This is a genomic window from Serratia bockelmannii (assembly GCF_008011855.1).
GTDB classification, from domain to species: Bacteria; Pseudomonadota; Gammaproteobacteria; order Enterobacterales; family Enterobacteriaceae; genus Serratia; species Serratia bockelmannii.
Window position 1 is genome coordinate 23,886 of record NZ_VOUX01000003.1, and the last position, 18,122, is coordinate 42,007.

General features: G+C 64.5%; 1 protein-coding gene. It reads left to right on the forward strand.

Features of this window, described 5'->3' with window-relative positions; genetic code table 11:
• The first annotated feature begins 330 nt into the window (after positions 1-330).
• Complete coding sequence (locus FOT55_RS04705; protein ID WP_147823177.1) at positions 331-18,111, forward strand: non-ribosomal peptide synthetase; 17,781 nt, start codon at positions 331-333, stop codon at positions 18,109-18,111.
• Positions 18,112-18,122: the final 11 nt, after the last annotated feature.

Here is an 18,122-nt window from a genome sequence, read left to right on the forward strand (position 1 = left end):
ATACAAAATAATATTAATCTCTCCATAATTATATCGAGTTAATAAAAGCGGAATACGCTCGTCATCCCTGAGTAATATCGGGGAAATAAAATGATCATTTATCCCCTTTCGCACATTTCGCCAAAAAAAATATCCTCTCCTATACTTCACACCTCAGCAAATTGAGGCACAGGGGGAACCTCTGGATTAACCATTTCATTCTTTCTTAGTTGGGGGAGACCCAGCTTTTCTACGGTTTTTTATTCTGACTTGAACTGTCGGACGGCCAGGCTTTGCCTAAATCCGGACGGACCCTTTCATTAACGTAATGAAAACGTGCTAGAGAATATTATGAACAAACAAACTGATGTGAAGAGTGGGGAATTCCGTACGGGTGCTCATATTTCGTTGGAAAAAGTCGAACTGCATGAAATTACCACCGCTCAGCGCGAGCTTTGGCTGAGCGCCAGCATGTCTGAAGGCTTGCCATTCAATATGTGGGGATACGGCACGATACAAGGGCCGTTGCAGATAGCCCTGCTGCGCCAGGCGATAGACGCGATCATTGAAGAAACGCCGGCGATGCAGGCCCATTTCACCGAACAAGACGGCGAGCTTTATCAATACCGTGCGGCACGCAGTCATGACCCGCTTTCCGTGCATGACTTCAGCAGCCAGGAATACCCTGAGCTGGCGGCGCAGCGCTGGATGCGGCAAGATGCCGATCGCGTGATCTCCGCGCTGGATCAGGACCTGTTCGGTTTTGCCTTACTGACGTTGGCGCCGGGCAACTATATCCTCTACCGACGTTTTCACCACATGCTGGTAGATGGCCGCAGCGCCGAAGAGTTTATGCGTCGTATCGCGCTGTATTACAACGCATTGGCTGAGAAAAAAAACATTCCTGAATTCAGCAATTGCAGTTTTACCCGGCTCTATGAACACGACCTGCAGTACCGCGATTCTTCCCGCTTCGCCACCGATAAACAGTTCTGGCAAGGCTATACGCTCGCCGCGCCTCATAGCCTGACGCGTCAGGAGAAACTCGTCCCTTATTCGTCCATGCAAATCAGCAATCACACATTAAAAATAAATGAGATAGCGGCGATTGATCGGGGGGCGGAAAAAGCCGGCGTACATCGCGCTCATATATTGGCGGCGGCCGTCGCATTATGTTTCCATAGTATTACTGGTCAGACCTTATTGAATTTCAGCCTGCCGGTGACCGGTACGCGAGAGCGAAACAGTATTGGTATGACTGCGAATGTGGTGCCACTGATTTTAGCTATTAACCCTGAAAGTCGTCTGGCTGATTTTGCACAACAGGTCGCTGCGGAAATAGCCAAAGTGGTTCGTCGGCAATTATATCGCGGTGAGGATATTCGTCGCGATCGCAGCACCATGAGTTCATCCTGGTTTGGTCCCGCCATCAATATCGTTTCCTTCGATCATGGCGATCCGTTTTGGGGATGTAAGACACGTTGGTACTACGGTGGCAACATCGCCGTCAGCGATATGCAAATTCTATTTTACGAAGATCAGCAGGCGCAAGAGTTGGACGTCATGTTTGCCGATGCGCCGCATGCCCATTCATTAAGCCAGCTTGAGAGTTTACAACGGCGTTTCCAATTTATTCTGCGGCTCCTCTCTGAACAACCTGAAGGCAGCATTGCCCAGGTGATGCAACAGATCTCTGCGCAGCCTGAAGCGGACGTCAGCGGCAGTTTCTATGATCTCCGTCGACTGCCGCCGGCCGCCGGCTTCATCCGCTGGGATCGCCCTGCTGCTGAGCTGGTGCGCCTCGCGACGTCACTCGGCCATCCTGCGGGGAATTGCCCGCTGAAAATCCTGTTGGCCGACCGGGCGCTGGGCGTTGGGCGCCTGGAAATGCTGCCTGACGCCGACAATGCGCCACCCGGTACGCTGCTCTGCGTCGACGATGCGGGTTGGAATATCGCCACGGCGGAAGGGGCGGTGCGGATCGGGGGTTGGTTCACCGCCGAAGGCGAGCTGACGGCGGGGGAAGCGCTGGCGCAGCTGCATGGTTTGACGGTGGGCGAGCCGTTACCGTTGCTTGATCCTTCGCAGGCGAAACGATTGGAGGAGCGACAGGCGGCCGGTGGGCATCATGCGGCCTTCTGGCAACCGCGATTGGCGCAGTTTGCCCCGGCGGCGTTCCCGGTGGCCTGGCAGCGCGAAGCCCGGCCGGCATGGCAGGCTACGGCCTGGCAACACGCGGGCAAGATCGAGGTTGAAGCGGTGTTGACCGGGCTGGCGCTGTATCTGGGATTGATGGGCGGCGAAAGTGATTTCCAACTTGGCTGGCTGAACGCGACGGACGACGTCATCGGCGAACCGGGCCAGGTTTGGACACTGCCGCTGCAGATCTCGCTGAATCCGACGCTGGGTTTCGCCGAGGCGCAGGTGCAGATGCGACGCGAATGGCAGCAGGCGCGCGCGCGTCGCGCCTACCATCCGGCATTGCTCGGCCTGGACACGCGTTCGCGCGCCTGGTCAACCGTCGTGACGCTATTGCGCCGCGACACCTCGCCGGGATTCGACGACAGTCAGGAGGGCGCAGCGGCGGTGAAACGCTCCGGCGCTCGGGCAGTGCTGCAAATCTGTGAAAGCAACGCCGCTTTCCGTTGGGTGTACGACAGCGCCGCGGTGGGGGACGAGCAGATGCTGCGTGCCGCGCAGCATCTGCTATTGCTGCTCCGGCAGGCCGCTGCGGCGCCGAATGCGCCGGTGCGAGGCGATCGTTTACTGAGCCAGGCGGAACGAGAGCTATTGCTCAACGTGCGCAACCGCACGCACCGGGCTTTCCCGCAGGCGTCGAGCGTGTCGGCCCTGTTTGAAGCGCAGGCGCGGCGTACGCCGACGGTGCCGGCGCTGTCTCAGGGGGCGATGTCGCTGAGCTATGCGGAATTGAACGCGCGCGCCAACCGGCTGGCGCATTACCTGACGGCACGCGGCGTAGGGCCGGAAAGCCGCGTAGCGGTCTGCGCCGCGCGCAGCCCGGAGATGATCGTCGCACTGCTGGCGATCCTGAAAGCCGGCGGCGCCTATGTGCCGCTGGATCCGGCTTATCCCGCTGAGCGTCTGCACTATATCGTGCAGGACTGCGCGCCGGCGCTGCTGTTGGCGGATAGTACCGGCCGCGCCGCGCTGGGGGCGGTAGCAGCGCCGTTGTTGGCGCTGGAAGACGCGCTGCCAGAGCAGGATCACGACCTGCCGCCGCGCGCGCAGCCAGGCAGCCTGGCGTATGTGGTTTACACCTCGGGCTCGACCGGCAAACCGAAAGGGGTAATGGTGGAGCAGGCGCACCTGATCAACCTGATCATGTGGCACTGCGAAGCGACCGGTTTGCAGGCTGGTGAGCGAACGACCAGCATGGCGGGGTTGGGTTTTGACGCCAGCGTTTGGGAAATCTGGCCGACGTTGACGCAGGGGGCGACGCTGCTGCTGCCACCGGCAGAGGCGGCGGGCAATGGCGAAGCGCTGCTGCAATGGTGGCGTGGCAGCGGTGTGCAGGTCGGGTTTATGGTGACGCCGCTGGCTGAGATCGCACTGATGGGCGAGATGCCTGCCGATCTGCGGATGCTGCTGATCGGCGGCGACAGCATTCGCCGCTGGCCGCTGCCGGCGCCGCCTGGTGTAACCATTGTGAATAACTATGGGCCGACGGAGACGACCGTGGTAGCGACTTCGGGCGAGCCGGCGGTCGGTACGGCGATGCCGTCTATCGGCCGGCCTATCGCCAACGGCCGGGCGTACTTGCTGGATGACGATGGCCAGCCGGTACCGCTGGGCGCCGTGGGTGAACTGTATATCGGCGGCGCGCAGGTGGCGCGCGGTTACCTGAACCAGCCGGCGCTGACGGCGGAGCGTTTCCTGGCCGATCCTTTCGCGCCGGGCGACCGCATGTACCGCACCGGCGATCTGGCGCGCTATATGCCGGATGGCAGCCTGGAGTATCTGGGCCGCAACGATCTGCAGGTAAAAATTCGCGGCTTCCGCATTGAATGCGGTGAAATCGAGTCGCAGCTGGCTATGCATGCCGCCGTGCGCGACGCGGTGGTGGATGCGCTCACGGATGGCGAAGGCGACAAACGTCTGGTGGCCTGGATCGTGCCGCAGCCGGAGGCGGAGCGTGAGGCGCTGGCGCAGACGTTGCGCCGGGCACTCGCTACAACGTTGCCGGATTATATGGTGCCGACGGCCTTTGTGTGGCTGGAGGCGCTGCCGCTGTCGCCGAACGGCAAACTGGATCGGCGCGCGTTGCCGGTACCGGCGCCGGACGCCGCCATGCGCGAAGCCTATGTCGAGCCACAGGGGGAAACCGAAACGCTGCTGGCTCAGATTTGGCAGGGGTTGCTGAGCGTTGAACGCGTGGGGCGTCACGACAACTTCTTCGAGTTGGGCGGCCATTCGCTGCTGGCGGTGAAGCTGATGGCGCAGCTGCGCCAGGCCGGGCTGTCGGCGAGCGTTCAGGCGCTGTTCTCCACGCCAACGCTGTCGGCTCTGGCGCAAACGCTGGTGTCGCAGCAGCGGATTCAGGTGCCGGAAAACGTGATTGCGCCGGGCTGCCGTGCAATCACGCCGCAGATGCTGCCGCTGGCCGATCTGACTCAGGCGGAGATCGATCAGATCGTCGACGGTGTGGAGGGGGGCATCGACAACGTACAGGATATCTACGCCCTTTCCCCGTTGCAGGAAGGGATCTTGTTCCACCACATGCTGGCGGAAGAGGGCGACCCCTACCTGCTGTCGGCACTGCTGCGTTTCGACAGCCGGGCGCGTTTCGATCGCTGGCTGGCGGCGATGCAGCAGGTGGTGGAGCGTCATGACATTTTGCGCACGGCCTTTGTCGGTGCGGGGCTGTCCGAACCGGTACAGGTCGTCTGGCGTCGGGCGCGTTTAGCGGTGATCGAGCTGGCGCTGGATCCGGCCGAGGGGCCGGTCGGCCGTCAGCTGGAAGCGCGCTTCGACCCCCGACGGATCCGGCAGGATCTGACGCGGGCACCGCTGCTGTATTACGTTATCGCCGAAGAGAGCGACGGCAGCTGGTACGTCTTGCAGCAGTGGCACCACCTGATTGGCGACCACTCGACGCTGGCGATGATGGGAGAAGAAGTCAACGCCATTCTGGCCGGGCGCGGCGATACGCTGGGCTGCGCGCAGCCGTTCCGCAATGCGGTGGCGCAAGCGCGTTTGGGGCTCAGCGAACAGGAACATGAGCGTTTCTTCCGCGGCATGCTGGCGGATATCGACGAACCGGTGCTGCCGTTCGGGCTCGGCAACGTACACGGCGACGGACAGTGCGCCAATACCGGCCGTCTGGCGCTGGCGCCTGCGCTGAATGCCGGCCTGCGTCGACAGGCGAAGCGGCTGGGCGTCAGCCTGGCCAGCCTGTGTCATCTGGCCTGGGCGCAGGTGCTGGCGCGCACCAGCGGGCGTGATGCCGTGGTGTTCGGCACGGTGCTGCTGGGCCGCATGGAATCGGGCGAAGGCGCCGACCGGGCGCTGGGGCTATTCATCAATACGCTGCCGCTGCGGCTGGATATGGACGGGCGCAGCGTTGAGGCGTCGGTGCGGCAGGCGCATGCGCGCCTGAGCGGCTTGCTGGCGCATGAGCACGCCTCGCTGGCGTTGGCGCAGCGCTGCAGCGGCGTGAAAAGCGGTGCGCCGCTGTTCAGTGCGCTGCTGAACTACCGCCACAACGACGGGGAAGCCTTGGCGCTGCCGGAAGGGGTCAGCCTGATCGGCGCGGACGAACGCACCAACTACCCGTTCGTGCTGTCGGTGGACGACGGCATGGATTCGCTGGCGTTGACGGCGCAGGTCATCGACCCCATCGAAGCCTCGCGGGTGTGCCGCTATATGCAACAGGCGTTGACCGCTCTGGTGAATGCGCTGGAACACACACCGGAAATGCCGGTACGTGAACTGTCGATTCTGCCGGACGACGAGTACGCCTTGCTGATCAATGGTTGGAACGCAACGGCACAGCCTTATCCGCAGGACGTTTGCCTGCATGGGCTATTTGAAGCGCAGGTGCGCCGCACGCCGGACGCCGTGGCGCTGGTTTGCGGCGACGCCGAACTGAGCTACGCCCAACTGAACGCGCAGGCCAATCGCCTGGCGCACGCGCTGATGCAGTGCGGCGTCGGGCCGGATTGCCGGGTGGCGGTGTGCGCCGAGCGCAGCCTGGCGATGGTGACGGCATTGTTCGGCATCCTCAAGGCCGGCGGCGCCTATGTGCCTCTGGATCCGGCTTATCCGGGCGAACGTCTGCAATATATCCTGCAGGACGCCGATCCGGTGCTGCTGCTGGCAGACGCCGCCGGCCGCGCGGCGCTGGGCGAACACGCGGTGCCGCTGCTGGCGCTGGATGAACCGTTGCCGGACGATCTGAACGCCGATAACCCGGCGCCGCGCGCGCAGCCCAATCATTTGGCCTACGTGATTTATACCTCCGGCTCGACCGGAAAACCGAAAGGCGCGATGAATGAGCATCGCGGCATCGTTAACCGCCTGATCTGGATGCAGCAGGCTTATGGGTTGACGCCGGCGGATACGGTGCTGCAGAAAACGCCGTTCGGCTTCGACGTCTCGGTGTGGGAATTCTTCTGGCCGTTGATGTATGGCGCGCGCCTGGTGATGGCGCGCCCGGAAGGCCACAAGGATCCGGAGTACCTGAGCCGTGCCATTGAACAGTATGGCGTGACAACGCTGCACTTTGTGCCGTCGATGCTGCAAAGCTTCCTGCTGTATGAAGGCGCGAGCCGCCGCTGTGGGCAGGTGGTGCGCGTCATGTGCAGCGGCGAGGCGCTGCCCGCCTCGCTGGTGGCGGAGTTCTACCGCCAGATGCCGCATGTCGAGTTGCATAACCTCTATGGTCCGACCGAAGCGGCGGTGGACGTGACCGCTTGGCACTGCACCCGCCAACCCGGGCTGGTGTCGGTGCCCATTGGGCGGCCGGTGGCCAATACGCGGATCTATCTGCTTGATGAACAAGGGCAGCCGGTGCCGCTGGGGGCGGTTGGCGAGCTGTATATCGGCGGCATCCAGGTAGCGCGCGGCTATTTCAACCGGCCTGAACTGACGGCGGAGCGCTTCCTGGCCGATCCGTTCGATGCCGGCCACGGCGGCCGCATGTACCGCACCGGCGACGTGGCTCGCTACCTGCCGGACGGCAATATCGAGTATCTGGGCCGCAACGATCAGCAGGTGAAGATCCGCGGTTTCCGTATCGAATGCGGCGAGATAGAGGCGGTGCTGGCCGCGCATCCGCAGGTGCGCGAAGCCGTGGTGGATGCGCGCGGCGGCGACGGCGGTGAGAAACGCCTGATCGCCTGGGTGGTGCCGCAGCCAGGTGCCGATGAGGCGTCGCTGGCGGAGGTGCTGCGCCGGCATTTGGCCGACAAACTGCCGGATTACATGGTGCCGGCCGCTTGCGTGCTGCTGGAGGCGCTGCCGCTGTCACCAAACGGCAAGCTCGATCGCCGCGCATTGCCCGACCCGTCGGGCGAGGCCTATCGTCGTGAAGCCTACGAGGCGCCGCTGGGGGACGTCGAGCAGCGTCTGGCTGCGCTGTGGGAAGAACTGCTGGGCGTGGATCAGGTTGGCCGCAACGACAGCTTCTTCGCCCTGGGCGGCCATTCGTTGTTGGCGGTGCGTTTGGCCAACCGCCTGCAGCAAAGCGGGTTGCCGCTGTCGCTGCAGGCGCTGTTCGCCAACCCGGTCCTGCAGGCGCTGGCGCGCCAGATCACGCAGGCGGAAAGCCTGCCGCCGATTCTGCCTGCGCCGCGCGATGCGGCCTTACCGCTGTCGTTCGCTCAGCAGCGCCTATGGTTCCTGACCCAACTGGACGGCATGAGCGAAATTTACCACATGCCGCTGGCGCTGCGGTTGCGTGGGCCGCTGAATCTGGCCGCCTGGCAGAGCAGCCTCGACGCGCTTTATGCGCGCCACGACGCGTTGCGCACCGTCTTTATCAGCCGCGACGGCCAGCCGCAGGCGCTCATTTTGCCGATCGCCGGTTTGCCGCTGACAATCCACGATCTGCGCGGCGTCGCGGATGCGCAGGCGCGCGCCGCCATGCTGATACGGGAAGAGGCTGCGGCGCCCTTTGCTCTGGCCGGGGGCCCGCTGTTGCGCGCCAGCCTTATCCGGCTGAGCGACGAGGAACAGCTGTTCGCGTTGACCTGCCACCACATCATTTCCGATGGTTGGTCGAACGGCATATTGCTGCGGGAGCTGGGTGCGTTGTATGGCGCGTTGTGTCGCGGCGAACCATCGCCGCTGCCGCCGCTGGCGTTGCAATACGCGGATTACGCCCACTGGCAGCGGCAATGGTTGCAGCCGGCGCGGTTGTCGAAGCAGGCCGATTATTGGCGCCAGACGTTGGGCGATGCGCCAGCGCTGTTGACGCTGCCGACCGACCGTCCGCGCCCGGCGGTGCAGTCATTCGCCGGGGATCGGGTGGCCGTCTCGCTCGATGCCGAACTGACTGCAGCGCTGAGGCAATTCAGCCTGCGTCAGGGATGCACGCTGTTCATCACGCTGTTGACGGCGTGGAGCGTCGTGCTGTCCCGTTTGTCGGGGCAGCGCGATCTGGTGATCGGCACGCCGGAGGCCAACCGTCGCCGGCTGGAAACGGAGCCGATGATCGGCTTCTTCGTCAGCACCTTGGCGCTGCGCATCGATCTGTCCGACGATCCGGATTTGTCGACGTTGGCGCTGCGCGTGCGCGATACGCTGCTGGCGGCGCGCGATCATGGCGATCTGCCTTTCGAGCAGGTGGTTGAACAGGTGAACCCGCCGCGTCATCGTGGCCATACTCCGTTGTTCCAGGTGATGCTGAGCTGGCAGGACGGTTCGGTGCACGACATCGGCCTGCCGGGGCTGCAGGCGGAAGCGATCGATGCCGGCTATGCCGCGGCGAAATATGACATGACGCTGGATCTGACCGAGATCGGCGAAGAGATCGCCGGTTCGCTGTATTACGCCACCGCGCTGTTCGATCGTGAAACCGCCGAGCGCTACGGGATCTATCTGCGCCAGGTGTTGCAGAGCATCGCGTTGGCGGCGCCGCAGCCGGTTTCGCAGCTTGCGCTGTTGCCGCAGAACGAACGGCAGCGGTTGTTGCATGGCTGGAACCGGACGCCGGACGAACCGCGGGCGGATCTCTGCCCGCACCATCACCTGGAGCGGCTGGCGCTGCGCACGCCAGAGGCGATCGCCGTGGTGTGCGGAGAAGAACGCCTCAGCTATCGGGCGCTCAATGAACGAGCCAACGCGTTGGCGCAGGTGTTGATCGCGCGCGGCGTCGGGCCCGATCGTCTGGTGGCGCTGTGTGCGGAGCGCAGCACGCCGATGCTGGTCGGGTTGCTGGCGATCCTGAAAGCGGGCGGCGCCTATGTGCCGCTCGATCCGGCTTATACCGGCGAACGTCTGGAGTACATTTTACACGATGCCCGGCCGGTGTTGCTGCTGGCCGACGCCGCAGGGCGTTCGGCGCTGAGCGGGGCTGATGTGCCGACGATGGCGCTGGAGGAAGACTGGGGCACCGAGGCCGCCAATCCGCAGGTTGCGGGGCTGACGGCGGCCAATCTGGCCTATGTGATCTATACCTCCGGATCGACCGGTAAGCCGAAAGGCGTGATGGTGGAACACCGTCAGGTTGAGCGCCTGTTTACCGCGACCGACGCCGGTTTCGGCTTTGACGCCGGGGATGTCTGGTGTCTGTTCCACTCGTTCGCCTTCGATTTCTCGGTATGGGAAATCTGGGGCGCGTGGCGCCACGGCGGCCGGTTGGTGATCGTGCCGCAGGAAACGGCGCGCTCTGCCCCCGCGTTCTATCAGTTGGTTTGTCACCAGGGCGTGACGGTGTTGAATCAGACGCCAAGCGCCTTTAAAGCGTTCATTCAAGCTCAGGACGACACGCCGCATCGGCTGCGCTACATCGTCTTCGGCGGCGAAATGCTGAATCCGGCCGATTTGGCGCCGTGGTATGCCCGTAATCGGCCGGACGCGCCGCGGTTAATCAATATGTACGGCATAACGGAAACGACGGTGCACGTCACCTACCGGGAAATGTCTCCTGCGGACATCACCGGCAGCGGCAGCCCGATCGGCCGCCGCATCCCGGATCTGCGCCTGTATCTGCTTGACGAACACGGTCAGCCGGTGGCGCAGGGCGCAGTGGGTGAGCTGTATGTCGGCGGGCTGGGCGTGGCGCGCGGCTACCTGAATCGGCCGGAGCTGAATGCGCAACGTTTCCTCGACGATCCTTTCGTGGCGGGAGAACGGATGTATCGTGCCGGCGATCTGGCGCGCTATCTGCCGAACGGTGAGCTGGAGTACCTGGGGCGCAACGACCAGCAGGTGAAAATTCGCGGTTTCCGCATTGAGTGCGGTGAGGTGGAGGCGGCGCTGCTGGACCATCCTGAGGTCCGCAGCGTGGCGGTTGACGCCTGGCAGGACAACGGCGGCGACAAACGTTTGGTGGCCTGGGCGGTGCCGGGCGAAGGGGGAGATCGGGAAACGCTGGCGCTGCGGCTGCGCCAGCATCTGGCCGGCCGTCTGCCGGACTATATGGTGCCGACGGCCTTTGTGTGGCTGGACGCGTTGCCGCTGACCACCAACGGCAAACTGGACAAACGCGCGCTGCCGGCGCCTGAGCTGGGGGCCGCCGCGCGCGCCGTTTATGAAGCGCCGGCCAATGAACGAGAACGCCTGCTGGCGTCCATTTGGCGTCAGTTGCTGAATGTTGAACGCGTCGGTCGTCATGATGATTTCTTCGCTCTGGGTGGACATTCGCTGCTGGCGGTACAGTTGGCCAATCGGGTACAGCAGGCCGGCTGGCGGCTGCCGCTGTCGGCGCTGTTCGCTGCGCCGGTGTTGCAGGCGCTGGCGCAGTGGCTGGAACGGGAGGGGGCGGCGCCGCCGACGGCCATCGTGCCGACCCCACGTCACGACGCATTGCCGTTGTCGTTTGCCCAGCAGCGGCTGTGGTTCCTGAGCCAAATGGGCGGGATCGGCGAGACTTACCATATCCCTCTGGCGTTGCGCCTTGACGGCGACCTGGATGCGCCGGCGTTCCAACGCAGCCTCGACGCGCTGTATGCCCGCCACGAAGCCTTGCGCAGCGTGTTTGTTTGCCAGGATGGGCAACCTCAGGTGCGGATCTTGCCGGAGGCGGCCATGCCGCTGGCGCATCACGACTTGCGCGGCGAGCGTCATGCGGAGCAACGTTTGCACGCGCTAGCCGAAACGGTGATGAAAGCGCCGTTCGATCTGGAAAGGGGGCCGCTGGTGCGGGCTTGCTTGCTGCAAGTGAGCGAGCGGCGGCATCTGTTCCTGCTGACCTGCCACCATATCGTTTCCGACGGCTGGTCTACCGGGATCCTGATGCGGGAGTTGAGCGCATTGTATGGCGCCTTCCAACGCGGTGAACCGTCTCCGCTGCCGCCGCTGGCGGTGCACTATGTCGATTATGCCGTTTGGCAGCGCCAGTGGCTGACGCAGGAACGGTTGGCCGAGCAGGCGGCGTTCTGGCGCCAGACGCTGGGCGATGCGCCGGCGCTGCTGACGCTGCCGACCGATCGGCCGCGTCCGGCGATGCAGTCGTTCGCCGGCGGCGAGGTGCCTCTGGTTATCGACGCGGCGCTCACCGACGCGCTGCGGCGGTTGAGCCGCCAATACGGCGGCACGCTGTTCATGACGGTGCTGGCCGCCTGGAGTTTGGTGTTGTCCCGCATGGCCGGCCAACCGCAGGTGGTGATTGGCACCCCGGAGGCCAACCGCAGCAGGCTGGAAATCGAACCGCTGGCCGGCTTCTTCGTTAGCACGCTGGCGATGCATGTCGATCTGCGCGGTGAGCCGACGCTGAAAATCTTGCTCGAACGCGTGCGCGAGACGGTATTGGCGGCGCGGGAAAACGGCGATCTGCCGTTTGAACAGGTGGTGGAGGTGGTCAATCCGCCGCGCCAGCTGGACGCGACGCCGCTGTTCCAGGTGATGCTGGCCTGGCAGGACGGCTCGGTGCGCGATATCGCATTGCCGGGCCTGCAAACGACGGATGCCGGGCTGAGCTATGACGTCGCGAAATTCGACATGACGCTCGAGTTGGCGGAAAGCGGCAGCGGCATTGTCGGCTCGTTGAACTACGCCAGCGCCTTGTTCGATCGCGACACGGCGGTGCGCTACGGCGCGTATCTGCAGCAGGCGCTGCGAGCGATGGCGGCGGATCTTGACCAGCCGGCGGCGCGCGTCGATCTGCTGCCTGCGGCCGAACGTCAGCTGCTGCTGCACGAGTGGAACCGCACCGAGCGGGCGTATCCGGCGCAGGCGTGCGTGCATCAACTGTTCGACGAGCAGGCGCGGCGCACGCCGCAGGCGACGGCGTTGGTCGATGGCGAGCAGCTTATCTGCTACGCACAGTTGGCGGAGCACGCCAATCGGCTGGCCTGGCGCCTGATTAAGGCGGGCGTGGAGCCCGGCCAGCGCGTGGCGGTCCGGTTTGAGCGCAGCGCTGCCCTGGTGATCGCCCAATTGGCGATCCTTAAGGCCGGTGCTGCCTATGTGCCGGTTGATCCGCAGCTGCCGGCCGGCCGCCAGAACTGGATCATCGCCGACAGCGGTGCAGTACTGTTGCTGAATGGCGGCGAGGACGACGCGCAGATCGGCGTCGGCGTCGCTCGTCTGCCTCAAAGCGATGACGCGGACCTGCCGTCCGATGCGCCGATATTGGCGAGCAACAGTCTGGATCTGGCCTACATCATGTACACCTCCGGCTCAACCGGTAAGCCGAAAGGCGTGATGGTGCCGCATCAGGGGATCAACCGACTGGTGATCAATAACGGTTATGCGGAGTTCAGCGACTCGGATCGTATCGCTTTCGCCATCAACCCGGCGTTCGATCCGGCGACGCTGGAAGTTTGGGGAGCCTTGCTGAACGGCGCCGCGCTGGTGGTAGTGCCGCCGGCGGTCTTGCTGGACGCCTCGGCGTTCGCCGATTTGCTGACGCGCCAGGCGATTACGGTGCTGGTGCTGCCAACCTCGCTGTTCAATCAGCATGCGCACAGCATTCCCGCGACGTTAGCGGGGCTGAAATACCTGATCAGCGGCGGCGAAGCGGCGGATCCTCATGCCTATACCCGGGTGCTGAAGGAGGGGGGCCGGGTGCAGCTGATCAACGGATACGGCCCGACGGAAGCCACCACTGCCGCTACCTCGGCGCACATCACCGTGGCGGCGGGGCGGCACCGTTTGCCGATTGGCCGGCCGATCGGTAATACGCGGGTGTATCTGCTGGACGAACATCGCCAGCCGGTGCCGCTGGGCGCGATCGGCGAGCTGTATATCGGCGGCGTGGGCGTGGCGCTGGGTTACCTGAATCGCGAAGACCTCACGGCCGAGCGTTTCCTGGCGGATCCGTTTAACGAGGGAGGCCGCATGTATCGCACCGGCGATTTAGCGCGCTATCTGCCGGACGGCAACCTCGATTACTGCGGACGCAACGATCAGCAGGTGAAGATCCGCGGCTTCCGCATCGAGTGCAGCGAGATTGAAGTCCTGCTGGAAATGCACCCGGCGGTGCGCGAAGCGGTGGTTGACGTGCGCGGTGCGCATCCTGCGTTGATCGCCTGGATCGTGCCGCAAGCCGAGGCCGAGGGCCGCGATCTGACCGACGAGCTGCGGCGGCATTTGGCGGCGCAGCTGCCGGACTACATGGTGCCGGCGGCCTGTCTGATGCTTGCCGACTTGCCGTTGACCCCGAATGGTAAAGTGGATCGCCGCGCGTTGCCGACGCCACAGGCCGGCGATTTTGCGCGCGTGGGCCATGAAGCGCCTCAGGGCGACACGGAAACCCTGTTGGCGGCGATCTGGGGCGAATTGCTCGGTCTGCCGAATGTCGCCCGACATGACAATTTCTTCGAGTTGGGCGGGCATTCGCTGCTGGCGGTGAAACTGATCGCGGAGCTGCGTCGCTGCGGCCTGACGGCGAACGTGCAAACGCTGTTTACCGCCCCGACGCTGGCCTCGCTGGCGGAGGCGCTGGAGGCGCGCTGCGAAATCGAGATCCCCGAGAACCTGCTGCGGCCGGATAGCGCGCGCATCACGCCTGAGTTGCTGCCGCTGGCCTCGCTGAACCAGGTTGAGATCGACAGCATCGTGGCGCGCGTGCCGGGCGGGGTGGCCAACGTGCAGGATATCTATGCGTTGTCGCCGTTGCAGGAGGGGATTCTGTTCCACCACCTGTTGGCGGAACGGGGCGATCCGTACCTGCTGTCTACGCTGTTGCGCTTTGAGAACCGCGAGCGTCTGGATCGTTGGCGGGCCGCGATGCAACAGGTGATCGATCGCCACGATATTCTGCGCACGGCGTTCATCAGTGAGGCGATCCGCGAGCCGGTACAGGTCGTTTGGCGCGCCGCCGCGCTGCCGTGGACTGAGCTGACGCTCGATCCGGCGCAGGAGGCGATTGGCGATCAACTGCTGGCGCGCTTCGATCCGCAGCATGCGCGTCTGGATCTCAGCCGTGCGCCGCTGCTGAACGTCGTGGTGGCGCAAGATAGCGATGGCAGTTGGTGGATGCTGCAGCAATGGCATCATTTGGTGGGGGACCATTCCACGGCGGCATTGATCGAAGAAGAGATCGCCGCGATCCTCGCCGGCAAAGGCGCCGAGCTGGGCGCCGCGCCGCCGTTCCGCAATGCGGTGGCGCAGGCGCGTTTGAGCGTCAGCGCGCAAGAACATGAAACCTTCTTCCGCGCCATGCTGGCGGACATCGAAGAGCCGGTGCTGCCGTTCGGGCTCGGCAACGTGCGCGGCGATGGCAAGGGCGTCACCACGGCGCACCAGCCTATCGACAAGGCGCTGAACGAACGTCTGCGGCATCAGGCCAAACGGTTGGGCGTGAGCCTGGCCAGCCTGTGCCATTTGGCCTGGGCGCAGGTCTTGGCCCGCACCAGCGGCCACGACCGCGTGGTGTTCGGTACCGTGCTGCTGGGACGCATGCAGGCGGGGGAAGGCGCCGAGCGAGCGATGGGGCTGTTTATCAATACCTTGCCGCTGCGCCTCGACATCGGCGATGACGATGTGGCGACGGCGGCGCGCCAGGCCCACGCGCGGCTGAGCGGGTTGCTGCAGCATGAGCACGCGCCGCTGGCGCTGGCGCAGCGCTGCAGCGGCGTGGCGGCGGGGATGCCGCTGTTCAGCGCGTTGCTCAACTATCGCCACAACAACGGCAGCGAGCTGGTGTTGCCGGAAGGCATGACGCTGTTGAGCGCGCAGGAGCGCACCAACTATCCGTTCGTCCTGTCGGTGGAAGACGGCGGCGACTCTCTGGGGCTGACGGCGCAGGTCAGCGAACCGGTGCCGGCGGCGAGGATCTGCGGCTATATGCAACAGGCGCTGGCCTCATTGGCGCAGGCGTTGGAAAGCCAGCCGACCCTGCCGGCGAGCGAGCTGGAGATCCTGCCGCCGTCTGAGCGCCGGCTGCTGCTGGAGGAATGGAATCAGACGACGGCGCCTTATCCGGCAGAGCTTTGCGTGCATCAGCTGTTTGAACGCCAGGCGCAGCGTGCGCCGCAGGCTGTCGCGATCGTGCAAGGCGACCGTCGGATCGGCTATGCGGCGTTGAATGCCCAGGCTAACCGGCTGGCGCATGCTCTGATCGCCCACGGCATTCAACCGGGCGAGCGCGTGGCGACGCGTCTGACGCGCAGCATCGATCTGGTGGCGACGCAGCTGGCGATCTTCAAGGCCGGCGCGGTGTATGTACCTATCGACCCGCAGCTGCCGGCGGCGCGTCAGCAGTGGATCCTGGAGGACAGCGGCGCGCGCCTTATCGTCGGTGAAGCGACGGACGGGGATACCTTGCCGCTGCTGCGGCCGGCAATCTCCGGCGGTGACGAGAACGACCCGGCGCTGTCGCTGTCGAGCGCTGAGGTGGCATACATCATGTACACGTCCGGCTCCACAGGGCTGCCTAAAGGCGTGATGACGCCGCACCAGGGCATCACTCGGTTGGTGATCAACAACCGTTATGCGGCGTTCGATGCGACCGAACGGGTGGCTTATGCCGCTAACCCGGCCTTCGACGCCGCGACGATGGAGGTGTGGGCGGCGCTGTTGAACGGCGGCGAACTGGTGGTGATCCCGGCGGAAACCGTGATGGATGCGGCGCGCTTGAGCGCCGCATTGACGCAGCATCGCGTGACGACGCTGTTCCTGACGACCGCGTTGTTCAATCAGTATGTGTACAGCATGGGCGCGACGCTCGCCCAGCTGCGCTATCTGATCTGCGGTGGGGAAAAGGAGGAGCCGAGCGCCTTCGAACGCCTGCTGCAGGAAGCGGGACCGGTACAGCTGATCCATGCCTATGGGCCGACGGAAGCGACGACCTTCGCCACGACGGCGGCGATTGCCGAGGTGCAAGGCGCCATGCGTTTGCCGATCGGTAAACCGATCGGCAACACCCGCGCCTATGTGCTGGATGCGCGCGGCCGACCGGCGCCGCTGGGCGTGATTGGCGAGCTGTATATCGGCGGCGTCGGCGTGGCGCTGGGGTACCTCAACCGGCCGGAACTGACCGCGGAACGTTTCCTGAACGATCCGTTTAACCCGGGCGGGCGCATGTATCGTACCGGCGATCTGGTGCGTTACCGGGCGGACGGCAACCTCGAGTATCAGCGACGCAACGATCGTCAGGTGAAAATTCGCGGCTTCCGCATCGAGATGGGAGAGATAGAGGCGCACCTGGCGGCGCACCCGGCGGTGAACGAAGCGGTGGTCGATGCCTGCTGCGTCGGTGCGGATACGCGGTTGATCGCCTGGATCAGCGTGCGTGAGAACGTGGCGAGCGACGGGTTGGCCGGTGAGCTGCGTCAGCACCTGGCGGCGCAGCTGCCGGACTATATGCTGCCTGCGGCCTTTGTCTGGCTGGCGGCGATGCCGCTGACGCCAAACGGCAAGATTGATCGGCGGGCTCTGCCGGCGCCGGAGATGGCCGCCGCCGCAGGCGAAGCCTACGAAGCGCCGCGCGGCGATACCGAGACGCTGTTGGCGCAGGCGTGGGCGGAGTTGCTGGGGCTGCCGCAGATCGGCAGACACGACAACTTCTTCGAACTGGGCGGCCATTCGCTGCTGGCGGTCCGTCAGGCCAGCCTGGCGCAGCAGTGGGGGATCGCACTGCAGGTACAGGCGATCTTTGACCACCCGGTGCTGGCGGATCTGGCGGCGCATGTCGAGCAGCGCACGGGCGGACAGCCGCTCAGGGCATTGCCGGCGCGCCGCAGCGGCCAGCGCCCGCCGGTCTTCTTCATGCCGACCGGTTATGGCGATCACTCCTATGTTTATGAGATAGCCAAAGAGATCGATGCGGACTTCCCGATTTATGCCGTGCCGTGGCCAGAGATGACCGACACGCCGCCGGCAACGATGGAGGCGATGGCGGAGATCGTTGCCGGCGTCATCCGGCAGGTGCAAGCCAGCGGGCCGTATCACCTGTTCGGTTACTCTTCGGGCGGGATCTTGACCTACATGGTGGCGGAACGGCTGCAGGCGGAGGGGGAAGAGGTGGCGCTGGTGGGCCTGCTCGACACCATGCGGCCGCAGCAGGCGATGCGCGATGCGACACAGCTATTCCTCAGTTGGCTGGAGGTGGAACATCCGACGCTGGAGGCGCCGCTGTTCTCCCGCCTGCAGCCGCTGTCGGTGGAGGAGGCGTTGGCGGTGCTGCACGGCCAGGGCATCAGCACTTTCCTCGACGATCCGCTGAAGGAAGCCGCGTTATGGCGCAAGCGTTATCACTATGCGACCCTGGTCGGCGCCAGCGTCATCCGGCCGCTCGGCCTTAATCTGCACCTGTTTAAAGCGGTGGAGGAGATGCCCGGCTTGCTGAACGACGATCTGGAAGCCTACTGGCAGCGCATCAAGCCGGCGGGTTACAACCGCCGCGACGGCTCGGCACTCGGCTGGGAGGGGCATTTGCCGGCGTCGGCGGTGACGGTCAACCTGGTTGATGGCGATCATGTCACCATGATGTCGGAAGCCGTGAACCGGCGCGGCTTAGGGGAGCGCATCAGCGCCGTGCTGAATTCGCTCGTCCGACGCTGACCGCGTTGCTT